Source organism: Bradyrhizobium sp. CW1, assembly GCF_023100665.1.
In the GTDB taxonomy this organism is placed as follows: Bacteria; Pseudomonadota; Alphaproteobacteria; order Rhizobiales; family Xanthobacteraceae; genus Bradyrhizobium; species Bradyrhizobium canariense_D.
In genome coordinates, this window is record NZ_CP064684.1 from 3682947 (window position 1) to 3705513 (window position 22567).

Annotated in this window: 20 protein-coding genes; 10 read left to right on the forward strand and 10 right to left on the reverse strand. The window is 64.1% G+C overall.

The features are described 5' to 3' along the window. The first annotated feature begins 125 nt into the window (after positions 1 to 125). Positions 126 to 512: a hypothetical protein gene (locus IVB54_RS18075; protein WP_157642930.1), complete on the forward strand. Its 387-nt coding sequence runs from the start codon at positions 126 to 128 to the stop codon at positions 510 to 512. Positions 513 to 842: 330 nt separating this feature from the next. Here the strand turns inward: IVB54_RS18075 and IVB54_RS18080 are convergent, their stop codons facing one another. Further along, positions 843 to 1082: a hypothetical protein gene (locus IVB54_RS18080; RefSeq protein ID WP_007603449.1), complete on the reverse strand. Its 240-nt coding sequence runs from the start codon at positions 1080 to 1082 to the stop codon at positions 843 to 845. A gap of 331 nt (positions 1083 to 1413) precedes the next feature. On the opposite strand from IVB54_RS18080, the gene IVB54_RS18085 reads away from it, so the two are divergent. The 3 genes from IVB54_RS18085 to IVB54_RS18095 all read left to right on the forward strand — a co-directional run bounded on the left by IVB54_RS18085 (position 1414) and on the right by IVB54_RS18095 (position 4830). Next, positions 1414 to 2322: a dihydrodipicolinate synthase family protein gene (locus tag IVB54_RS18085; protein ID WP_026232886.1), complete on the forward strand. Its 909-nt coding sequence runs from the start codon at positions 1414 to 1416 to the stop codon at positions 2320 to 2322. A gap of 142 nt (positions 2323 to 2464) precedes the next feature. Next, entirely contained in the window at positions 2465 to 3436 is a 972-nt protein-coding gene (locus tag IVB54_RS18090; RefSeq protein ID WP_026232885.1) for an SDR family NAD(P)-dependent oxidoreductase, read from the forward strand. A 275-nt stretch (positions 3437 to 3711) separates the two neighbouring features. After that, the gene (locus IVB54_RS18095; RefSeq protein ID WP_018455141.1) at positions 3712 to 4830 is read left to right on the forward strand and encodes an alpha/beta hydrolase; all 1119 of its coding nucleotides are present in this window, start codon (positions 3712 to 3714) and stop codon (positions 4828 to 4830) included. A 10-nt stretch (positions 4831 to 4840) separates the two neighbouring features. Here IVB54_RS18095 and IVB54_RS18100 read toward each other — a convergent pair whose 3' ends face one another. Then, entirely contained in the window at positions 4841 to 5347 is a 507-nt protein-coding gene (locus IVB54_RS18100; RefSeq protein WP_007611061.1) for a MarR family transcriptional regulator, read from the reverse strand. Between the two features lie 406 nt (positions 5348 to 5753). Between IVB54_RS18100 and IVB54_RS18105 the strand changes: the two genes are divergently transcribed. Beyond that, the gene (locus tag IVB54_RS18105; RefSeq protein WP_204511371.1) at positions 5754 to 7310 is read left to right on the forward strand and encodes a porin; all 1557 of its coding nucleotides are present in this window, start codon (positions 5754 to 5756) and stop codon (positions 7308 to 7310) included. 304 nt (positions 7311 to 7614) lie between these two features. Here the strand turns inward: IVB54_RS18105 and IVB54_RS18110 are convergent, their stop codons facing one another. The 3 genes from IVB54_RS18110 to IVB54_RS18120 form a co-directional block, all read right to left on the reverse strand. Beyond that, positions 7615 to 8094, reverse strand: a complete 480-nt coding sequence (locus tag IVB54_RS18110) for a GcrA family cell cycle regulator (RefSeq protein ID WP_018455139.1) — start codon at positions 8092 to 8094, stop codon at positions 7615 to 7617. Between the two features lie 73 nt (positions 8095 to 8167). Continuing rightward, entirely contained in the window at positions 8168 to 8365 is a 198-nt protein-coding gene (locus IVB54_RS18115; protein WP_007603456.1) for a hypothetical protein, read from the reverse strand. 200 nt (positions 8366 to 8565) lie between these two features. Beyond that, entirely contained in the window at positions 8566 to 9507 is a 942-nt protein-coding gene (locus IVB54_RS18120; protein ID WP_018455138.1) for an acetamidase/formamidase family protein, read from the reverse strand. A gap of 182 nt (positions 9508 to 9689) precedes the next feature. Between IVB54_RS18120 and IVB54_RS18125 the strand changes: the two genes are divergently transcribed. Genes IVB54_RS18125 through IVB54_RS18135 form a run of 3 tightly spaced genes read left to right on the forward strand, consistent with a single transcriptional unit; the run spans position 9690 to position 12469 of the window. Next, entirely contained in the window at positions 9690 to 10439 is a 750-nt protein-coding gene (locus IVB54_RS18125) for a YdcF family protein (RefSeq protein WP_245288410.1), read from the forward strand. Between the two features lie 54 nt (positions 10440 to 10493). Next, positions 10494 to 11276 (forward strand): DUF169 domain-containing protein, encoded by a 783-nt coding sequence (locus IVB54_RS18130; protein ID WP_018455136.1) that lies wholly within the window; start codon positions 10494 to 10496, stop codon positions 11274 to 11276. 14 nt (positions 11277 to 11290) lie between these two features. Continuing rightward, on the forward strand, positions 11291 to 12469 hold the full coding sequence (locus IVB54_RS18135; protein ID WP_085353387.1) for a saccharopine dehydrogenase NADP-binding domain-containing protein: 1179 nt from the start codon (positions 11291 to 11293) through the stop codon (positions 12467 to 12469). A 158-nt stretch (positions 12470 to 12627) separates the two neighbouring features. On the opposite strand, the gene IVB54_RS18140 is transcribed toward IVB54_RS18135, so the two are convergent. Further along, on the reverse strand, positions 12628 to 13824 hold the full coding sequence (locus IVB54_RS18140; protein ID WP_018455134.1) for an FAD-dependent monooxygenase: 1197 nt from the start codon (positions 13822 to 13824) through the stop codon (positions 12628 to 12630). A gap of 146 nt (positions 13825 to 13970) precedes the next feature. Between IVB54_RS18140 and IVB54_RS18145 the strand changes: the two genes are divergently transcribed. Continuing rightward, a complete protein-coding gene (locus tag IVB54_RS18145) occupies positions 13971 to 14447 on the forward strand; it encodes a MarR family transcriptional regulator (RefSeq protein ID WP_051112981.1) in 477 nt (158 codons plus the stop codon). Here IVB54_RS18145 and IVB54_RS18150 read toward each other — a convergent pair. From IVB54_RS18150 to IVB54_RS18160, 3 genes are all read right to left on the reverse strand, one after another. Next, positions 14416 to 15672: an O-antigen ligase family protein gene (locus tag IVB54_RS18150; RefSeq protein WP_026232883.1), complete on the reverse strand. Its 1257-nt coding sequence runs from the start codon at positions 15670 to 15672 to the stop codon at positions 14416 to 14418. The genes IVB54_RS18145 and IVB54_RS18150 overlap by 32 nt on opposite strands. Positions 15673 to 15852: 180 nt before the next feature. Beyond that, the gene (locus IVB54_RS18155) at positions 15853 to 17403 is read right to left on the reverse strand and encodes an undecaprenyl-phosphate glucose phosphotransferase (protein WP_018455131.1); all 1551 of its coding nucleotides are present in this window, start codon (positions 17401 to 17403) and stop codon (positions 15853 to 15855) included. A gap of 120 nt (positions 17404 to 17523) precedes the next feature. Further along, on the reverse strand, positions 17524 to 18657 hold the full coding sequence (locus IVB54_RS18160; RefSeq protein WP_085353585.1) for a glycosyltransferase family 4 protein: 1134 nt from the start codon (positions 18655 to 18657) through the stop codon (positions 17524 to 17526). 203 nt (positions 18658 to 18860) lie between these two features. Here IVB54_RS18160 and IVB54_RS18165 point away from each other — a divergent pair, with 203 nt between their 5' ends. Further along, entirely contained in the window at positions 18861 to 21137 is a 2277-nt protein-coding gene (locus IVB54_RS18165; RefSeq protein WP_247777419.1) for an exopolysaccharide transport family protein, read from the forward strand. Positions 21138 to 21320: 183 nt separating this feature from the next. Here IVB54_RS18165 and IVB54_RS18170 read toward each other — a convergent pair whose 3' ends face one another. Beyond that, positions 21321 to 22502, reverse strand: a complete 1182-nt coding sequence (locus IVB54_RS18170; protein ID WP_085353381.1) for a GNAT family N-acetyltransferase — start codon at positions 22500 to 22502, stop codon at positions 21321 to 21323. Positions 22503 to 22567 lie beyond the last annotated feature (65 nt).

Sequence of the window (22567 nt, forward strand, 5' to 3'; positions counted from 1 at the left end):
GTCTCTCTTGTGCTCTATTTTCTCTCTCTTTTTCCTGTCTACACATTAGTGTCCTGTCCATTTCAATTCACTTCCAAGTTGACTCATGTCGTTGGTTCACTGGTTCACCTATAGGGATAACCAAAGTGAAATCAAAACGATTGGAGCCTTCAACCATAGAAGTCGCGCTGGAGCTTGAACGGATCGCTGCTGTGTTGCGGAATAGCCAAGCCATTGCGGACCAATCTCGGAAGCAAATAGCTGAGATGGGAAAGAGCGCTTCACCTTGGCAAAGGATCAAAGAAGACGGGTATCGAGGATTTGCCGATTCAGATTTGATCAATGCCTTCGAGAAGATATGTGTTGCGTCGCAGGCCATAGGTCTTCTGATCTTAAGGGAGGGAGAGCTAGAAGGCTTTTGCAGGAGCTTTTCCCGCAGAAACAAGGCCGAATGGTTAGCGTCAGTCTTACAGCTGGACCTTGACAAGACGAAAGACTGGTCGAGGCTCGAATCTTTGCGACTAGCATGCTGAGCGTCGTCGCTCGAGTAATTGATGGGCTCCCTCGACTCAAACCTGGATCAGCCACTCTGTAGTTTGATGCCGGGGCGAGGGCGGCGGGCGTGCCGGTCGAGCTGCATCTGCTCCGCGAACAGCCGCACAATTACGCGCTGATGCCGACGCCGGAGGGCGACGCGCGCGTGCGATCATTCTGCGAGCGGTGGCTTAAGGGGAAGGTGTGATCGTTGTCACAAGCGTGCCGCCGCAATGGGGCTGGCGCTGTCGATGCCCGCGCGGAAGGACGATGCGGCCTCCGGGGCGTTTCCTCGTTCGTCGTCTTGGTGTCGGTAGTTTTGCGGGGCCTTAGGCGTGGCCCTTGATCTCGTAGCGACCCGGAACGCATTTGTAGCGATCGAGCCGCCAGTTGGCGTGGTAGATCGGATGCTCGCCCATCCATTTCGCCAATGGAGCCTGTGCGCCGATCGCACACTGCATCATCGACATCTCGGGCGTCATGTTGCTGTCGGTCACGATTTCCTCGATGCAACTGCCTGAGCTGGCTGCACTCAGCCGGCAGAGCACGGCAACGACGGTCACGAACATTCCAGTCACCTCATCGGTAGTTTCTGACCACGAAGAGGATGCAAGCGGAGTGCCAGAGCCTGTGACGCAAACAACACGCTGGCCTGGCCGACTCGACCCAGCGTCCGGACTCCATTTAACGATTCGGATTGTAAAAAAATTGCCCCTGAACCGAAGCCGGGCAAGTACGGGGAACCGGGTCAGTAACAACCGCAGGGATGTCGAATGCTGGGAGCAGCGCCGCGTCGGTGGCGCTTCACAGGCCGCGCGCAGCCGGTAGGCTCGCAGCACCGTGGCCACTCGCCAAAAGAGCGGGGCCGCCACAAGGGATATGGAAACGCGAGGGCACACCATGAAGACACGACCGACCGGCGTAATCCCGCCGATGACGACGCCGTTCCGGAAGGATGGCGAAATCGACTACACCCTCGTAGCAGCCCAGGTCGACTGGATGATCGGCGCCGGCGCACACGGCGTCGCGGCCGGCGGCTCGACCGGCGAGGGGCATACGCTCGATCACGAGGAATATCGCGACCTGATGGAGGCGACGGTCGCCGCGGTGAAGGGGCGCATTCCCGTCATCGCCGGCATCATCGTCGACTCCACCCGCGATGCGATCCGCCGCGGCAAGCTGGTGCGCGACATGAATGTCGCGGCGCTCCAGGTCACGCCGGTGCATTATCTGTTCAAGCCGGACGACGAGGCGATGGTGGCGCATTTCCGCGCCATGGCGGACGAGACCGGCATGCCCATCATCATCTACAACGTGGTGCCGTGGTCGTACCTGTCGCCGGCGCTGCTGACGCGGATCATGACCGAGGTGCCGCTGGTGGTTGGCGTCAAGCAGAGCGCAGGCGACCTGAAACTGTTCGCGGACCTCATGATGATGGCGCCGGACAAGCTGATCTACAGTGCGGTCGATGCCCTGATGTATCCGTCCTACACATTGGGGGCCCATGGCTCGATCGCCGCGATCCTGACCGCCGCGCCGTATGCCTCCGTCGCGCTGTGGGATGCGGTGAAGGCGGGTGATCATCCGCGCGCGCTCGATCTGCACAAGAAGCTGCTGACGCTGTGGAACGCTGTCATCGCCGACAATCTGCCGGCCTGCACGCGCCATGCGCAGACGCTGCAGGGCCTGCCCATGACTTATCCGCGCGCGCCGATGCCGGAGGCCTCAAGCGCGCAGCAGGCGGCGATCCGCAAGGCGCTGGACGGCCTCGGCGCGTTGAACGGGCGGCGGGTCGAGGCGGCCGAATAGTCCGCGCCCCGAAATAACTGATGAGCACGGCAGCGCCGATCCGCTTTTACCTGCGGATGCGGCGCTGCTACATTTTGCGCGCGCTCCGATGCGTGGCGTAGCCATGAAGAAACATACCGACAAGGGAGGGGCCGAAAGTCCCATGAATGATTTTGCAGGAAAGATCGCCGTCATCACCGGCGGCGGTACGGGAATGGGACGCGAGCTCGCGCGGCAGCTCGTCGCCGAGGGCTGCAATGTCGCGATGTGCGACGTCTCGGAAGCCGCGATGGCCGAGACCAAGCGGCTGTGCGAGGTCGAGAAGCTGCCGCAGGGCTTGCGCGTCACGACGCATGTCGCCGACGTCTCGATCGAGGATCATCTCAAGCGATTCCGCGACGAGCTCGCCGAGCAGCAGAAGACCGACCGGATCCACCTTCTGTTCAACAACGCCGGCATCGGCGGCGGCGGCAGCCTGTTCACCAACACACGCGAGCAGTGGGAGCGCACCTTCAACATCTGCTGGGGCGGCGTCTATCTCGGCGTCCGCACCTTCCTGCCGATGCTGGTCGCGGCCGACGAGGCCCACATCGTCAACACCGCGAGCGTCAACGGCTTCTGGGCCTCCATCGGCATGAACCAGTCGCACACCGCCTACAGCGCGGCGAAGTTCGCCGTGAAGGGATTTACCGAAGCGCTCATCAACGACCTCCGCCTGCACGCGCCGCATGTCAAATGCTCGGTGGTGATGCCCGGCCATATCGGCACCTCGATCGTCTCCAATTCGCGCAAGGTGCAGAGCGCCGACGGCTCGGAGCGGCTCAACGCCGACGAGATCGCGCTGACCCGCAAGCGCATGGTCGCGGCCGGCGTGCCGGATGCCGACAAAATGTCGGACGAGGACATCCAGGCGGCGTTCGCCGAGCGCGCCCGCAGCTTCCTCGAGGATGCGCCGAGGACGGCGGCTCAGGCCGCCAGGATCATCCTCGACGGGGTCAAGGCGGAGCAATGGCGCATTCTCGTGGGTGAGGATGCAAAGCGCCTTGACGAGCGCGTTCGTGCTACGCCGGAGCAGGCCTACGACCGCGCCTTCTACGAAAGTTTCACGCAGGAGGTCGGCTGGCGGCTCGGCTGACGCAGGCGACGAGCGCGCGCCGATATAGGTATGATGCGCATCATGGCAAGAGGCGCGCAGGCAATTTCACGTGCCACCTCTTGCCAGTTCGCTGCCGGCGTTTCTTGGCCGTGTCGGCCACTCCTGACGCATTGGAATGTCACGCATGCGACACATCCCTGCGTTCAAGCGATGGTGATCTCGAACGGCTCTCATTGGGCGCGCCGCAGCTTGGTCAGGGAACCAAAATAGTTTATTCAGTCACGTGTAAGGCGATGACCAGAGCGTAGCTCCCGATGATACCCGCATGCCTCTCCGACGACTGGATCCTTTGCCCGGAGCGAGAGGACATCTCCGCTGAGTTCACGCGGCTCCTCACCGCGGCCCAGGACGGCGGCGCCACGATCGCCGAATGCCTGATGATCGCGCGGCAGCTGAAGCGGGGCGACGACCAGTCCTGGCATCGCGAGTGGAAGAAGCTGGCGCAGGCCAATCGCCATCGTGCCGAGGCCGCGTTCGCGGAAGGTCACAGGGCGACCGCGCAGCGCAATTGGCTCCGCGCCATGAATTACTACAGCGCGGCCGCAATGCCGCTCGATCAGGCGGACGAGCGCCGCTGGGTCGCGGTCCTCGCGATGCAGGATTGCGCCCGCCGCTTCCTCGCCGCGCGCGACCCTGCCGGGGAAGTCGTGACGATACCCTGGCTCGACGGACATTCGTTGCAGGGCTATTTCCTGCCCGCGCACGCGCCGTTGGGACGCGTGCGAGCCCCGACCGTGATCTGCATCGGCGAGCCCGGCCATCGCAAGGAAGAGTTTCTGTTCAAGCTCGCGCCGCACGCGCGCGAGCGCGGCTTTTCGCTGCTGGCGCTGGACCTGTTCGGCGACCAGCGCGACGATTATCTCGACGCGCTGTTGCGGCGCCGGGATCTCGAGAGTGCGATTCCGTGCGTCATGGACTATCTGGAGACGTGCAGCGAGGTCGATTTCGAGCGCGTCGCGATCGTCGCCGATGGCTGGGGCTCTTCCTTCGTGGCGCGCGCGGTGCTGCAGGAGCCGCGGCTTGCCGCCGCCGTCTGCGATGGCGGCCTATGGGACCTGCACGAGCGGGCCTTCTTTGCCAGCCGATTCGCGATGAGCGACGTCAGCATCGTTCCGGTGCCGCATGCTCCGCTGATGGCCTCCAGCGCCGACTGTCCGGTGCTGATCACGCTCGGCGAGGACGGCTGGCTCAAGGCCGATCGGGCGCGTCAGATCGTCCAGACCTCCCGGCTCGGCAGTTCGGATGTCATGTTGAAGGTGTTCACCGCGGCCGAAACTGGCGCGGCGCAGGCCCATGCGGACAATCCGAGCCTTGCCAATGAATATATCTTCGATTGGCTGGAATCGCGGCTCGGCGCCGCGGGGCGCATCTGAGGACGTCGCCTCAGAAGTCGAGGGTCAGGCGGACGCAGGCCTTTTCGAGACGGGTCTTCAACATCGCGAGCTTGGTGGTGAATTCCGTCAGCTCTTTCTCGTCGAACTCCTGGAAGACGAATTCCTTGATCGTCTTGTACTGCTCGTTGAGGCTCGCCAGGTGCTTTTGCGTCTTCTCGGTCAGTGATAGTCGGACCACCCTTGCGTCGGTTGGCGAGGGGCGCCGGCGCAACAGGCCCTTCTTCTCGAGCAGCTTGGACTGGGTGGTGACGAACGACGGATCGACGTGGAGCAGTTTCGAGACGACGTTGACCGGAATGCCGTCGTCCTTGTCGAGGTCGGAGATCGCCATCAGGATCAGCCATTGCGGGCCGCTGATGCCGAGCGTTCTCGCCCAGAACTGACGCAGCTCCTCCAGATACATGTTGATCGACGATATCTCCCAGGTGAAGCGCCTGATGATATCCAGATTGCCGATGGTGCGGAGGCGCGCCCCTTCTTTCCTCGTCGCTGACACAGCGTCACTCCCGTGATCTGATTTGTATGCGGCCGGTGTCGTGCAAGCCATAGTCCACGCAAGCCTGCTCTGACGCAAGTGCAGAGCAGGGTAATTTTGTCAGTAAAACTACAAAGATGATCAGCTCACGGAATCGGTTCGCAATGGTGTTGCGAACGGGGCACAGGTTTAGCAAAACCAACAAAGCTGACTAAATAAGGTATTTTGATTACCGAAAGGCGCAGGCATATTGCTTCGTGGCGGTGGGGGGTACTCGATCGTCCCGTTGCAGGTGGTTTGCTCACGTCCCTCGCGTCGAAAGAGGGTGTGTCCGAAGCGCAAAGCGGCCGAGCGGATTTCAAAGACGGGAATCTTGGGGGGCCTCACGGTCCGGTCTTCGTAAAATGAGCAACTTGGAGGTTTTAATATGAAAGTGGTGAAGAGCCTTTTGCTCGGCACTGCGGCGGGTCTGATCGCCGTCGGTGGAGCTCAGGCGGCTGATCTTCCGGTCAAGGCCAAGGCGGTCGAGTATGTGAAGGTCTGCTCGCTCTACGGCGCGGGTTTCTATTACATCCCGGGCAGCGACACCTGCATCAAGCTGGGCGGCTATCTGCGTGCCGAAGTGGCGCTCAATGCCGGCGGCAATTACAGCGCCCAGTACAACAACGTCTTCGCGGCCAACAACCGCCTGACCAACTATTACTCGATGCGCGCTCGTGAAGATCTGAACATCGACACGCGCACCGCAACCGAGTACGGCGTGGTCCGCACCTATTTCGATGCGGTCTTCACCTGGACGACCGGCAACTATGTCGGCGCCGGTTCGGGAACGGGTGCGACCCAGTACAGCGGCACGCTCGGCCTCAACGCCGCAGGCACGAGCCTGATCGGCTCCAGCGGTGGCGCCGTCAACGGCACCGACGGCACGATCTCGGGCGGCGCGCTCGGCGTCTACTACGCCTTCATCCAGTTCGCCGGCTTCACCATGGGTAAGGCCGTGTCGCAGTTCGACGCGCCCTGGATCAACTATCCCGGCAACAACTTCGACCAGCTCGTCGGCGGCAGCGGCACCACCAACGGTGTTGCCCAGTTCACCTACACTGCCGATCTCGGCCAGGGCGTGACGGCGATCGTCTCGGCCCAGGACCAGACGCAGGTGTTCCAGACCGCGCTCTGGAATACGGCCGGCATGTCCACCGCCGGCGTCCTCGGCGGTGCCTACGGCTCCAACGATCTCGGCGGCACCCGCTCCCCCGATCTCGTCGGCACGCTCCGCGTCGACCAGGCCTGGGGCCTGTTCCAGGCCTCGGTCGCTGCGCACGACAACCACGTCGGCTATTACGGCGCGAGCGAAGTTACCGGTCATCCTGAAGACAAGTGGGGCTGGGCCGTCCAGCTGGCGCTGTCGATCAAGAACATCCCGACCGGTGCAGGCGACGTGATCAACATCTCGGGCGTCTACACCGACGGCGCGAGCCGCTACAACTTCCAGGAGCTGGCAGCGACCAGCTACTCGATGTTCGGCGGTTCGGGCGGCGCGTATCAGAGCATCGGCTTCGCCGGCGTGTCTGACGCGGTGTTCGCACCCGGCAGCGGTCTCGAGCTGACCAAGACCTACGGCTTCCGTGGTGCCTACACTCACAACTGGAGCCCGTACTGGAATTCGGCGCTTTATGGTGCGTGGGCTGCCGTCAACTACAGCGGCACCGCCAAGGGCATGATCTGCGGCAGCGCCGCGTTCGCGACCCTGACCGGCACCTGCAACCCGGACTTCAACATCGGCCAGATCGGTGTCATCACCCGCTGGACCCCGATCAAGAACCTGACCTTCTCGGCTGACTTCACCTACAGCCATCTTGACCAGAAGTACTCGGGCGTGATCACCACGCCGGCGCTCACCAGCGTTGCCAAGCCCGCGGCGACCTATGAGCTGAAGGACCAGGACACCTACAGCCTGTTGGTTCGCGCCCAGCGCAACTGGTAAGCTCAAGACCTTCGGATAGGACGCAGCCCCGGCGGGACACCGCCGGGGCTTTTTTATGAGGTGGGCTTCTTTGCGAGCGGGCGTTCGGAAATCCGGCGGCACGTGCGGGCGACGAAGACGTGCCATGCGAATCGATCGGCCCAACTTTATTTACTTACCTGAGCTACTAAGCTATATAGCTCCCAGCCGATGACGAAAGTTGCGGCTCTGACTTGATGCTAAACCTCCAGAAACCTCCGGCAATGCCCTGCCGGAGGTTTTTCGTTTTGGGCATGGCTCCAGGACTCGCCTCCAGGACTTGGCTCTAGCCGCGCATGACGCGCGCGCGGGAATTCGGCCGGTAGGCGAGGCGGCTGTGGCCGGCGCAATAGGACTGGCCGTCGGGTGCGGAGTTGCCGCAGAAGCAGAAATCGTCCGCGCCAGGCGTCGAGATCGGCCAGCGGCAGCGGTTCTCGGCAAGCTCGAGTAGCGAGCAGCGATTGGCATCGTCGATCGGACCGGTGACCATCGGCGCACCGGTCTCGCCGTAGATCGTGGCGAGCATCTCATATTGCAGCCGCGGCACGGTCCGCGGCGCGCGCGCCGGCGCCAGGCCCCTGTCGTGAACCTTGCGATCGTCGATGGTTCGGCCGCGCGTGAGATTGAGGCGAGACAGCTTGCCGATCACGGCGTTGCGGCTGACGCCAATGTCGGCGGCGATCTCGCGGCAGGAGAGCCCGGCCTCGAAATGCTGCCTCAGAAGTTCGATGCGTTCGTCGGTCCAGGTGGGTGAGAGAACAGGCATGTGTAACGGTCCCAGGTTGCAGATGTCGGCCATCCGCCTCTCGAGATCCGTCCGCCTCACGTTCGGCGCGCGCTCACGTCCTGCCATTGTCGCGAATCGACAAAAGCCCGTCCTTGATGGCGAGACGGATGCCTTCCTCGATCAAGGTACGTGCGACGCCGGGAACGCTGGTGCCGTGGGTGCCCTGTCTCACCAGCTTCTCCAGATAGGTGATGGTCGAGAGCGCCAAGGTTACAGGAATGCGGTCAGTCTCGGCTTTTTCGGTGGCCATGGCCGAACGCTAGCCTCTTACTCGGGTACATAAAAGTTACGATTAAGACTCTATTTAGGTTTGGAGGCAGAAGTCAAATGCAGGCTGCGGCGCCTGGTCAGCCCCTTGGAATCGCGAGGGAAATTTAGGCATGACAAGGCACGCCGCGCGGCAGGCCGGCGGCGGCGTGGCTTCGACCGGTCAGGAGTGGGCTGGTCGGCTCAGCCGTGCACGATCGTCTTTTCGATCATGCAATGGATGCCCTTGGAGCCGTTGACGGTCTGGGTCACCCGCAGATCGGCCGCCAGGCTGCACAGCGTATAGGCGTCCTCGCGCGACAAATTGCGCCTCTCGCCGAGCAGCACGATCATGTCGCGCAGCGCCCGCACCACGCACTGGTCCAGATCGGGGTCCATCGCCATGGTCATGTAATGCGTCGCCGTCTCGCCACGGGGATAATCGAGCCTGAGGTCCTTGCGCAGCGTCAGGCGAAAGCGGCCCTGAAGCGCGGTCTCGATCGCGGTGACGCAAACCTCGCCGTCGCCCTGCACGCCATGGCCGTCACCGCAGGAGAACAGCGCGCCCGGGACGAACACCGGCAGATACAGCGTCGCCCCGGCGCCAAGCTCCTTGTTGTCGAGATTGCCGCCCATGGCGCGAGGAACGAGCGAGGAGATGCGGCCCCAGGCCGGCGGCGGCGAAACGCCCATCACGCCGAAGAACGGCTTGAGCGGCAGGTCCAGCCCCCACGGCATGCGGGCGACCATCCGGGAACGGTCGAGCGGGATGTTCAGAATGCGCGTCTCGTGGAAATCGTCGGGCAGGGTGCCGGACAGCGGCTTGATCATGTTCCAGCCCCAATCCTGCCGGAGCTGGACGTCGAGGATCTCGACCGCGAGCACGTCGCCGGGCTCGGCGCCCTCGAGCGCGATCGGGCCGGTGAGGATGTGGCCGGGCAGCATGCGCTCGTTCTGGGCATGAACCTCGTGCATCTCGGGCGGAATGTGAAATTTGCTGCGGTCGGGCAGCATGTCCGGACCGCCACTGATGGTGTCGACCGTGACCTCGTCACCGCTCGCGATGGTGAGGACGGGCTTGAGCGCAGCCTCGAAGAACCCCCAATGGCAGGTCTCGGGGCTGGAATGCAGGTGGTGATGGGTCATGTGGCGTCCGTCCGTTTCACAGGCCCGGGCTTGACCAGGCAATCGATCCTCTTCCAAGAAGCTTTCTGAAGATCGACGGGCGGGTCAAGCCCGCGCGCAACAGGCACGATCATTCCAGCGAGGCTCCCCTGCTTTTTGTCCTGTCCAAGACCCTCGGCGCAGCGGTGCTGCCGATCAACTTGATGATCGAGCTCGGAATCGTCTCGGTCGTCCTGATGGCGACGCGCTTTGCCGCCTTCGGCCGCAAGCTCGCCGCGGCCACGCTGATCCTGCTGGCGCTCGCCGCGTTTTCGCCGCTCGGCAACCTCTTGCTCTATCCGCTGGAGTCGCGTTTTCCGCCGTGGGATCCGTCGCGCGGTGCGCCCGATGGCATCATCGTGCTCGGCGGCTCGATCGACACCGATCTGTCGGCGGCGCACCGCACGCCGGTCGTCGCGCACGCGGCCGATCGCCTGTTTGCGCCGGCCGAGCTCGCGCGCCGCTATCCGAACACGCGCATTGTCTTCACCGGGGGCACCGCGAACCTGGTTTCGACGGACTCCCGGGAGGCCGACTACTCCGCGCCCATCCTGGAGAATCTGGGCATCGCGAAGCAGCGCCTGATCCTCGAGCGGGACTCCCGCAACACCTACGAGAATGCCATCTTCACCAAACAATTGGTGGCGCCGAAGGCGGGCGAACGCTGGCTCCTGGTCACGTCGGCCTTTCACATGCCGCGTTCGATGGGAATCTTTCGCAAGGCGGGATTCGACGTCGAAGCCTATCCGGTTGACTGGCGAATGGGCGGGCGTGACGATCTCTTCTCTTTCACCAATGTCGGCACGGACGGGCTCGGCCGAACCGAGGTCGCCGTGCGCGAATGGATCGGGCTCGTCGCCTACCGCCTGATGGGCCGGACTGGCGAGTTGCTCCCGGGACCGGCGAAGGACTAGAACCGTTCAAGAAGCAATAACAGCCGGCGCGCCACTGCCGGCCGGGAGGACGCCATGCAACAGCAGAGTGCAGACAGCATCGATCTTGCCGGCCTCGTCGCCGATCTCAACAGCCTGTTGCGACTGAAGACCACGGTGATCGGCATGAAGCTGTTCGCGCGGACCGCGGACATGGAGGCAATCCCGAAAGTCCGGCGGCCGAACGCGGTCCACACCACCGACCAGATCGTCAGCATGGCCGCGCGTCTGGGCTGGACCGTGGGCATCACGGCCGATGATCTCGTCGGCGCGCAATGCCGCGCGGTGATCGGCCTTGCACCGCAGGACGAAAAATGGCTCGCCGGCGAAAACTATGTCGGGGTCTGGCACGGCACGGCGGAGGACGCACGCAAGCGCCAGGAGGCGCTGGACGTGGTTCCGTTCGGGCAATATCAGGCGCTCGCGGTCAGTCCGCTGGCGAGCGGCCGGCTCGATCCGCCGGACATTTGTCTCGTCTATGCCACGCCGGGGCAGATGATCATCCTGATCAACGGGCTGCAATACACCGGCTACAAGAAGTTCGAATGGGGCGTGGTCGGCGAGACCGCTTGCGCCGATTCCTGGGGCAGGGCGCTCAAGAGCGGTGAGCCCAGCCTGTCCTTGCCATGCTACGCCGAACGGCGCTATGGCGGCGTGCCGGACGAGGAGATGCTGATGGCCCTGAAGCCGGAACATCTCGCCAAGGCGGTTGTGGGCATGAAGGCGCTGGCCAAGAACGGCCTGCGTTATCCGATCCCGCCCTATGGTATTCAAAGCGACGTCCGTGCCGGCATGGGCGTGAGCTACGCGAAGAAGTAAAGCAAAGGCGGATCATGAGCTCTGCGAAATTCGACATCGTCGTTTATGGCGCGACCGGTTTTACCGGCCAGCTCGTCGCCGAATACCTGACCCAGCGTTACAAGAGCGACCACGCGCTCAAATGGGCGATGGCAGGCCGCAGCCTCGGCAAGCTGAAATCGGTCCGCGATGCGATCGGCGCGCCCGGGAATACGGCGTTGATTGTCGCGGATGCGTCGGATGCGGCTTCGCTGAAGGCGATGGCGGAGCAGACCATGTCGGTGATCACCACCGTCGGCCCGTATCAGCTCTATGGTGAAGAACTGCTCGCCGCCTGCGTGGCCACGGGCACGGATTATTTCGACCTCTGCGGCGAGCCGATCTGGATGCGCCAGATGATCGACAAGTACGAGGCGGCTGCAAAAGAGAGCGGCGCGCGGATCGTGTTTTCCTGCGGCTACGATTCCGTGCCGTTCGAGCTCGGTACGTTCTTCGTCCAGGAAGAGGCCAAACGTGTCTTCGGCGCGCCGGCCCCGCGGGTGAAAGGGCGTGTGCGCGACATGCGGGGCACGCTCTCGGGCGGCACCGCCGCCAGCGCTAAGGCGACCTTCGATGCGGTGGCCAAGGATCTCAGCCTTGTCGCCATTCTCAACGATCATTTTGCGCTGACGCCCGGCTTCACCGGCCCGAAGCAGCCGAAAGGCAACAGGGCCGCCTTCGAGGAGGATCTGCAATCCTGGGCCGCGCCGTTCACGATGGCGCTGATCAACACGCGCAACGTTCACCGCTCCAACATGCTGATGGGATTCCCCTACGGCCAGGACTTCGTCTACGACGAGATGGTCCTGACCGGTCCCGGCGAGAAGGGCGAGGCCAACGCCAAGCTCGTGATGGCTGCCAATGCGGGCAAGACCGGCCCCGACGCACCGAAGCCGGGCGAGGGGCCGTCGAAGGAAGAGCGTGAAAACGGTCTGTTCGATCTGCTCTATGTCGCGATCGCACCCGATGGCCGCATGGTTCGCGCCGGCGTCACCGGCGACCGCGATCCCGGCTACGGCTCGACCTCGAAGATGATCTCCGAATGCGCCATCTGCATGCTGCGGGACACGACTGACGTCGCAGCCGGCTTCTGGACCCCGGGCGCGGCGATGCAGCACAAGCTGATCAAGCGGCTGGTCGAGAATGCCGGGCTGACGTTCGCGGTGGAGAAGTAGAGGCGGTCACTTGCCGCAATCACGGTGTCATCGTCCGGCTCGACCGGACGATCCAGTATTCCAGAGACGGCACCGATTGAATCGAGAGGCCGCGGCGTACTGGATGCCCGCCCCGGTGCGCAAGTGCGCACAAGGCGGGCATGACAGCGTTCGTGCCACTACACCGCCCGCGCGTCGTAGGCGTACATGAACTCCATGCTTTTCGCGCCCAGCGGCAGCAGCCATTTCATCATCTGATTGCGAATCCACGCGCCGGTGGCGCTGAACTCGCGCTTGTTGTTGCCGTTACGGCGGGCCATGGCGACGATCTTTTCCGTGCGCGGGCGCCGTTCGGCCTCGAAGGCCTGGAAGGTGGCGCCGAGCTCCCGGCCTTGCTGCATCAACCGGGCGAGGCGCATCGCATCCTCCAGCGCGAGCGAGGCGCCCTGGCCGGCATGGGGGCTGGTCGCATGGGCGGCATCGCCGATCAGCAGCGAGCGCTTGCGCGACCAGGTCGGCAGGGTGGCGACGTCGAGCGTGTCGGTGACCACGATGTTCTCGGCTGCCTCGATGATGCCAGGGATCGGATCGTGCCAGCCGCGGTGGAAGCCGCGCAGGTGCTGCTTCAGCGTTGCATGGTCGAGCGCGCGAAACATCGCCGCGTCCATGCCGTGCGCGGGTTGCGTGCTCCACCACATCACGCCGTCGTTCGGATCGGGGCTGCAATAGCCGTAGCCAAAGAAGCCGCTCTGTCCGAACGTGGTTTCAACGTGCCGGCCGATCGGCCGGCCATCCAGGACGGCGTGCGGCACGAAGCCGCCGAAGCCGATCAGTCCGGTATCGAACGGCTGCGGCCCGTCCGGGACGACTTGGCGCCGCGTCACCGAGTGCACGCCGTCGGCGCCGATCACGAAGTCGCCTTCGGCCGTGGTACCGTCGGCGAAGTAGGCGATGATCGGCTGGTCGGCGCGATCCTCGATCTTGATCAGGCGCTTCTCGAAATAGAGCGAAACGCATGCGCACCAGGCCTTGTCGATCAGCATCTCGTTCAGCGTGGCGCGGCAGACATTGACCGCGGGCTGGCCGAAGCGCCGCGCCATGTCGCGATTGATCGAGCCGAGCCTCTCTCCGGCTTGCGAATAGAAGTCGAACGATTCCGCGATCGAGCCGCGGCTGATCAGCTCATTGGAAAGGCCAATCTCGTCCATGACTTGCATGCCGTTCGGCGCGATCTGAAGGCCGCCGCCGATGCCTTTCGAATAGGGCCAGCCTTCGTAGATCGCGGACTCGATGCCGGCGCGGCGCAGCAGGACCGCCGCGACGGGGCCGGCGATGCCGGCGCCGATGATCAGGGCCTTGCGAGGACGATAGGACATGGCTTGCTCCCGACGTTTCCGTGGTGCTAGGAGAATTACAGTCGCTAAATCTCTTAGTGACTAAGATATATATCGACTAAGATACGAGGTTTGCCTTGTCAAGGACGAAGGCGCGCGCCGCGCTGCTGCAGGAGCTCGAGGAGGCGATGCGCAGGTCGTCCGCGCAGGGCGTGCTTTATGGCCAGACCGTTGCGAACGTTGCCGGAATCGCCAATTCCGACCTCGAATGCATGGACATCCTGTACCTCGAAGGCCGCGTCACCGCCGGCCGGCTCGCCGAAGTCACGGGGCTCACGACCGGCGCCATCACCGGCGTGGTCGACCGGCTCGAAAAGGCGGGCCTGGTCCGTCGTGAGCGCGACGATGCCGATCGTCGCAAGGTCTTCATTGCCGTCGTGCCGGAGGCGATCGAAAGGCTCGGCCAGTTCTACGTGCCGATGCAGCAGGCGATGGAGAAGGTTTTTGGCGGCTATTCCGACCAGGAATTGCGCCTGCTGCTGCGCTTCGCCAATGAGGGCTACAAGGGCGTGCTCGCGGCGACCGCGGCGCTGAAGGGCCTGCTCGACACGCCGCCGGAGAAACGCCCCGATCTCAAGCTGAAGAAGCTTCGTCGCCAGACCTAGCCTTGTAGATCTGTGCAGCCGCGATCATGCCCCACATCGCGCCCAGCATCATCCAGAAGTGCCGCCAGTGGTCGGTGTCGATCACGAAGCTTTCGCCGACGGTGCCGACGAAGGCGGAGAACACCGCCAGATAAGCGCGCTGCCAGGGCACGGGCACGAAGATGTGCCTGACACCCATGATGACGGTCGTGAAGACCAGCGCGGGATAGCAGATGCCTGACAGCCAGCCGCCGGACATGAAGGCGTTGAGATAGGAGTTGTGGGTGTCCTCGGGGAAGAAGCGGTGGAATTGCAGAGGGCCGATGCCGAACGGCAGGTCGAGCGCCATCTCCGCTCCCAGGATGTGCCGCCCGAACCGGCCGAAGCGGCCTTCGTCATAGCTCTGATCGAAGCTCGCGCGCTGCTTGAACATCTCGGCGGTGGAATCGAACGACATCAACACCGCGATCAGCGCAAGGCCCAGCACCGCGGCCAGGATCGCCATGACGATGATACGCGAGCGTTGCGCGTTGGTGCGGCTGGTCAGCACCATCAGCGCCAGCATGAAGGCGGATGTCAGCACCAGCCCGCCCCAGGCGGCGCGGGAGAAAGCGAGCAGGATCGCCAGCGACATGATGCCGAAGGCGATGACGTTGCGAAACGCCTTGCCGAACTTGTCGGAGACGACGCTCTGCAGCGAGAACAGTGCCGGCAGGATCAGGAAGGCGCCGAGCACGTTCGGATCCTTGAAGGTGCCGCGCGCGCGTCCGTACAGCGTGAGGAGGTCGTCGCCGCCGGGAACCAGGTGGAAGTAGCCGGCGACCGCCGACAGCGAGGCGACCATCGCGCCGATCACGAGCCCGCGGCGGAGCATATCGAGCCGGGCGGCGGTGTCCTCCGACGTGACCATGGCGAAGAACACGACTGTGACCGCCATGTACCAGGAGGTCGCAATCCAGCTCACCACCTCGGACTGCTCGAACAGCGGGATCGCGCTGATCGTATAGCCGATATTGAGCAGGACCAGCATCAGCACCAGCGGCATCAAAGCGAGCCGCAGACGCAGTCCGGTGGCGAAGAAGGTGACGGTGGCCAGCAGCGTCACGATCTCGTAGGGGCTCGGCTCGATGAACACGATCGCGCCGGAGGCGCCGACCAGCCATACCAGCGCGCGCTGGAGCGCCAACACGCCGGGCGCAGCCCGAACCGCTGCATTCATCTCCCCGGCTGTTGCCGCATACGCCATCACACGCTCATACGTTTACGCAACTGGTACGCCACAAATACCGCTGTCATCGCCCGGCTTGACCGGGCGATCCAGTACTCCGCGGCGTCTATTGCGGAAGCGGCCGGCGCCGCGGAGTACCGGATGCCCCGCCCCAGTGCGCAACAGCGCACAAGGAGGGGCATGACGGAAAAATTCAACTCAATACGCGTTCTCGTTCTTGGTCAGCAGCGAGATCGGCGTCTTCAGCAGAATGACGAGATCGAACAGCACCGACCAGTTCTCGATGTAATAGAGGTCGAACTCGACGCGCTTCTGGATCTTCTCTTCGTTGTCGATCTCACCGCGCCAGCCGTTGATCTGGGCCCAGCCGGTGATGCCGGGCTTGACCCGGTGGCGGGCGAAATAGCCGTCGACGGCTTCGTCGAACAGGCGGCTCTGCAGCTTGCCCTGTACCGCATGCGGACGTGGGCCGACCAAAGAGAGATCGCCGGAGAAGACCACGTTGAAGAGCTGCGGCAGCTCGTCGAGGCTGGTCTTGCGGATGAAGCGGCCGACGCGGGTGACGCGCGAGTCGTTCTTGGTCACGACCTTCGAGGCCGTCGGATCAGCCTGATGATGGTACATTGAGCGGAACTTGTAGACGTCGATGCGCTCGTTGTTGAAGCCGAAGCGCTTTTGGCGGAATAGCACGGGTCCGGGGCTGTCGAGCTTCACGGCCAGCGCCACCAATCCCATCACCGGCAAGGCCACGAGCAGCGCGAGGGTGCCGACCACGCGGTCGAACAGCCATTTCATCACCAGGTCCCAGTCGGTGATCGGCGCCTCGAACACGTCCAGCGTCGGTACCTCGCCGATATAGGAATAGGAGCGGGGGCGGAAGCGTAGCTTGTTGGTGTGTGCGGAGAGGCGGATGTCCACCGGCAGCACCCAGAGCTTCTTCAGCATCTCCAAGATGCGCGTCTCGGCGGAGATCGGCAGCGCGAACAGCACGAGATCGACGCGGGTGCGGCGGGCGAATTCGACGATGTCGTCGACCTTGCCGAGCTTGCGCGCGCCGGCACAGGTGTCGAGCGCGCGGCTGTCGTTGCGGTCGTCGAACACGCCGAGCACATGGATGTCGGAATCCTCCTGCTGCTTCAGCGCCTCGACCAATTGTTCGCCGTTGCGGTCGGAGCCGACGATGATGGTGCGGCGGTCGAGCCGGCCCTCGCGCCCCCAGGCGCGCACCAGCGAGCGCAGCACCAGACGCTCGCAGAGGAGCGCGGCGAGCCCGAGGACGTAAAAGGCGGCAAGCCAGAGCCGCGATATTTCGCTGCCGAACTTGGCGAAGAAGGAGATGCCGATGAACAACAGGAAGACGAACGACCAGGACGAGATCATCCGCGTCATCTGCCGGAGCTGACCGCGGAACAACTGCACCTGATAGATGTCGGCGGCCTGGAAGCAGACCACGGCGGAGACCGCGACGGCGATGATCTGCGCGGGATAGATCCAGCTGAAGGAGCCGGCGTGCGGCATGACATAGCCGAGATAGAGTACGATGCCGACGAGGCTCAGCAGCGCGAAATCGGCGAGGCGCACGAAGCCGGTGATCACGATCGGCGAATAGGCGCGGGCGACCTTCTGGTTGACGACGTCGAGCGCGGCGGCCGAGAGCCGTTGACGCCGCTCCACAAAGGGCCGGTCAGCCGGCTTCGCCGCGGCGCTGGTCGCGGCATCGAGCATCGAGCGTGCGTTGAGCGGTTCCACGGGCGTCCACGTCCATTCCAAAAACCCGCGGGCCGCGTCCTTGCGTCCCGGGCGAGTATCCCCTGGCGCTTGGGTTATCGGACAAATCGGAAGATTCTCTAAAGCGGGTCTTAAGAATGGTTAGTGATTGGTAAATGCGTCGCGATAGCCCGCGAGCACGCCCTCGACCATCGCCTGCTGCGAGAAATGCGCGGAGATGCGCTCGCGAAGCGACAAGGCGCGCTGCGCTGTTCCCAGCGGATTGTCGAGCGCGGCCGCGATCGCCTCCGCCATGGCTTCCGCGTTGCTCGGCGCAAACAGCGCCGGGTTCTCCGCGCCGAAAATCTCGAGAATGCCGCCGATCTTGGACGCAATCATCGGTATCCCGGCGGCACCGGCCTCGATCACGACATAGGGCATGGAATCGCCACGCGAGGGAACGACCAGCAGCCGCCCCTTGGAAAAGCCGTAGCGTGCCTTGACGTGACCGATGAAGCGGATGGCGCTGGAGAGGCCGAGCCTCTCGACTTGCGCTTTGAGCGCCGCGGTCTCCTCGCCGTCACCGCCGAGCGTCAGCGTGACCTTCTTACCGCCCTCGTGCAGGCGCGCCACCGCGTCGACCAGCAGATCGGCGCCCTTGATGTGCCTGAACTCACCGACATAAGCGAGGTCGGTGGCGTCGTCGGCCATGACGACAGGTTCGAATTCCTCCGGCGTCACGCCGTTGAAGACGCAATGCACCACGCCCTTCGGCTTGCCGACGATGCGCTGATAGGTGTCGCGGGCAAACGCGCTTTCGAACAGGAACAGGTCGGTCGCATCCATCAGCGCACGCTCGAGCCGCGCGTAAAACTCGCCCTTGAGGGTGTTGAGGGGATAATGCAACGAGCCGCCATGCGGGGTGTAGATGCGGATGGTGTCGTCGGATCGCCGCCGCATCCGGATGAAAGCGCCGGCCTTGGCGCCGTGGCCATGCATGACGTCGGGCTTGAGCGTGGCGATCAGGCGCCGCAAGCGAAACCAGACCAGGACATCGTCAGGCGACGGTTCGCGGCGGATCGCCATCCGGTGCACGCCGAGCTTCAGCCGCGGTGCGAGCTCGGCAAGGGCCTTGTCGGCGCGCTCACCGCCGGTGAGACTGTCGGCGAGAATTCCGACGTGATGGCCACGATCGACCTGGCCGTTGGCGACGTCGAGGATGTGGCGGAAGATGCCGCCGACCGGAGCGCGCACGGCGTGCAGGATGCGAAGCGGCTGGTCGGGAGAGGGGGGCATGATCAAAACCAGCGCTCGACGGCGAATGCTCGAACAATCTGACGAAATATCGAGACGGATTAAGAGGCCTCGTGGTTAACAAACGGTGACGGACGCACCTGCGCGAGCCGCCCGACGCTGCGATTAACCCAGCGGCAACCTTAATGGAGTGTAATCGCCCTGGTTGAGGTAGGTTCGTGGCGTTGCGCCTGCGGGAGTGTTCGATGCGTTTAGCGTTCTGGCGTGCCGGCAAGGACAAGGCGGTGGTCAAGCGGGCTGTCTCGAAGGCAGCAGCCAAGCGGGCTGAACTCGAGCCCAGCATTGAAGCAAAGCCTGCGCCCGTTGCTCCGCGGCCGGCGCCAGTCGAATCCGGCGACATCGACCTGCACGCGCTCGGCGCGGCATTGGCGCGCAAGCGCGGCTGGATCATCGTTCCGACGGTGCTGGCGCTCGTCGCATCCATCGCAATCGTCAATCTCATCACGCCGCGCTACAAGTCTGAATCCCGTATCCTGATCGACGGCCGTGAGAACGTGTTTCTGCGGCCCAATAGCGATCGCGCCGAGGAACGGCAGGCGCTCGACGCCGAAGCCGTCACCAGCCAGGTGCAGCTCGTGCTGTCGCGCGATCTCGCGCGCGAGATCATCAAGAAGAACAAGCTTGCGGAGCGGCCCGAGTTCGATCCGGTGCTGCAAGGCGTTTCGCCGCTGAAGTCTCTTGCGGCGCTGGTCGGCATCGGCCGCGATCCGTTCTCGATGACGCCGGAAGAGCGGGTGCTGGACGCCTATTACGAGCGCCTCCAGGCCTACGCCGTCGACAAGTCACGCGTCATCGTGATCGAATTCCAGTCTGCCGATCCCGATCTCGCCGTGCGCGTCGCCAATTCGATCGCCGACGGCTATCTCGTGCTCCAGCAGGATGCGCGCCAGGACCAGGCCCGAAACGCCAGCCAGTGGTATGCCGGCAGGATCGATGAGCTGCGACGGAATGTCTCCGAGGCCGAAGCGAAGGCCGAGGACTTCCGCTCCAAGTCGAGCCTGTTCGTCGGCACCAACAACACGACGCTATCGAACCAGCAGATGGGCGAGGTCAACACCCAGCTCAACAATGCGCGCGCGCTCAAGGCCGATGCCGAGTCCAAGGCGCGCCTGATCCGCGAGATGATCCAGAGCGGCAAACCGATCGAATCGTCGGAAATCTTGAACTCGGAATCGATGCGCACGCCTTCGCAGCAGCGCGTGGCGTTGCGGGCCCAGCTGGCCGAGCAATCGTCGACGTTGCTCGGCAACCATCCGCGCATCAAGGAGTTGAAGGCGCAGCTCGCCGACCTCGACACCCAGATCCGCGACGAGGCCGCCAAGCTCGCCCGCACGCTCGAAAACGATGCGCGTGCCGCCAGCGGGCGCGTTCAGGAATTGTCGGCGAGCCTCGAGCAGCTCAAGAAGCAGGCGACGGCCACCAACGGCCAGGACGTGCAGCTCCGCGCCCTCGAGCGTGAGGCCAAGGCGCAGCGCGACCTGCTCGAAACCTATCTCGCGAAGTACCGTGAGGCCAACACCCGCGAGACCATCGACACCGCGCCGACGGATGGCCGCATCATCTCGCGCGCCGTCGTCTCGAACACGCCGGCCTACCCGAAGAAGCTGCCGATCGTGCTGATCGCGACGATCGCGACACTGCTGCTCTCGTCGGGCGTCGTCGTCACCGGAGAGTTGTTGCGCCAGACCGCGCCCCGTGCGGTGGCGGTGTTCACGCCAACGCTCATGCGGGCGTCGGCTCGCCAGGAACAAATCGTCCAACCGGAGGTCGTCGAGCCCTTCGCCGATCCGGTCGTCGACCCGGTCATGGCAGAACCCGCGCCGCTGCAGCCGGAGATGACGGCCGATGCCGATGTCGCCGAATTCGCGGAGATCGAGCATCTGGCCGACAGCCTGCGCGCCGCCGGAGCCATGGCGAAGAAGGTCACGGTGCTCGGCACTGCGAGCGGCGAAGCCATCACGCTGTCGACGCTGACATTGGCCCGGCACCTGGCGCGCGATGCGCGGGTCGTCGTGGTCGATCTCGCCGCGTCCTCGCCGACCATGGCCGCCGTGTCCGTCGATGCCTCGGCACCCGGCCTCGCCGAACTGATGCAGGGCGAGGCGTCGTTCGCGCAGATCATCACCCGGGACAAGCTCTCGCGGCTGCATCTGGTCATGGCAGGCCGCCCCGGCTTCGATCGCAGCCTGTTGCAGTCGCCCCGCGTGACGCTCGCGATCGACGCGCTGCTGCGCGCCTACGACCACGTGCTGCTCGATGCCGGCAGTGCCTCCGACCTTCCGGCGGAGCTCCTGACGGCGAATGCCCGCGCCGTCGTCGTGCCCGACGCGTCGATGGCGCCGGATGCGCGCGCACTGATGTGCGAGCAGCTCAGCGCCGTCGGATTCAATGAAGTGACGATGCTGAACAGACCGGTGCAGCCGTCGGATGCGAGGGACGCGCCGCGCGTCGTGGCGGCGTAGGCGTTTCTTACCCTCTCCCCCTGTGGGAGAGGGTGGCTCGCCGCGATAGCGGCGAGACGGGTGAGGGGTCTCTCTCCGCGCGTGCCTCTCGCATTTTGACTTGCTGATACAACCCCTCATCCGGCGCTTCGCGCCACCTTCTCCCACAAGGGGAGAAGGTGGGCAGTCGTGCAATGGCGAGAGCTACCCGAACGCTCGCCGCAGCCGCTGCGCCAGGTCGAACAACATCTGGTTCTGTTTCACCAGCCGCTTGCCGTGGCTCAGCGAGGACATCGCCATGGCCGCGAGCTTTCCGCGTGACGTCAGCGGAACGAAACTGTCGAAGATGTCCTGGTCGTCCTTGCAGAACATCCGCTTGTACTCGTCCGAGCCGATGCCGAGGTCGAGCGAGCGGTAGCCGCGCTCGGCGCAGCGGTCGATGATGTAGCGCATCAGGATCAGCCCGGGGCTGTAGCGGGCGTGCTCGGACATCGTGTAGGTGTTGAACATCATCGAGAAGCGCTGGCCGTCGGCGACGCCAGCGAAGATTGCGATCACCTCGTCGTCGCATTCGAGCGCGTGGATGTCGATGACGCGGCCGTCGCCGCGTGGTGCAAGGCAGGCGCTGCGGACGAATTGCTCGACGCCGGGCTCTGCGAAGACGTTGGGCAGCTTCTGTTCGGCCATCCGAGCCGGCTTGATACGGAAGAACCAGTCGAGCAGGCGGGTGATGTCCGCATCGGTGGTCGCCAAATGATAGCGATAGCCGGCGAGCGCCTGGAGCTTCTTCTCCTTGCTCTTGAGGCGGCGGCGGAAGGAGTTGCTGATCCGCGATGCCGGCGGACCGCCCGGTTCCATCGTGAGCAGCGGGCAGCCGTTGATCGCGCTTTGGCGTGGCAAATGCGCGAACGGGTTCTGCTGGTCGTTCCAGTGCAGCGGCTGCTGCGTCAGTGCGAGCACGTCGGCATGTTCGTTGAGCGGCGCAAGCAGCGCGTCGAGATCACCGCTGGCGACCTGCGCTGCAAATTCGGCGTTCCACAAGCCCATGTTGAAGGTCGTATGCTTGCCGCCCATGAAGCAGGCGGTGCGCACGCCGTGGCTTTGGCGCAGCGAGAGCGGCAGCAGCAGCAGCGGCCGATGCTCGGAGTCGCGGGCAATGACGATAAAGGGGCGGGCGCGTTCCTGCTCGCCGACCAGACGCTGCCAGGGACTGAGCAGATCAAATCGCTGATAGGGCGTGAAGAGATGACCGGGCTGCTCGAAGGCGCGCCAGACGGCCTCGGCCGCGCCGAGATCGGTCACGATATCGACATGCGCGATGCGGCCCGCTTTCGACTGCGCTGGCAATTCTGCCGTCCGGCTTTGCATCGCCGCAGCCATGGTCATTCGCGAACCTGTCGAGAAATCAAAAATATGCGTAATTCGGCCTGTGGCCGACCTTTGCAAAGAAA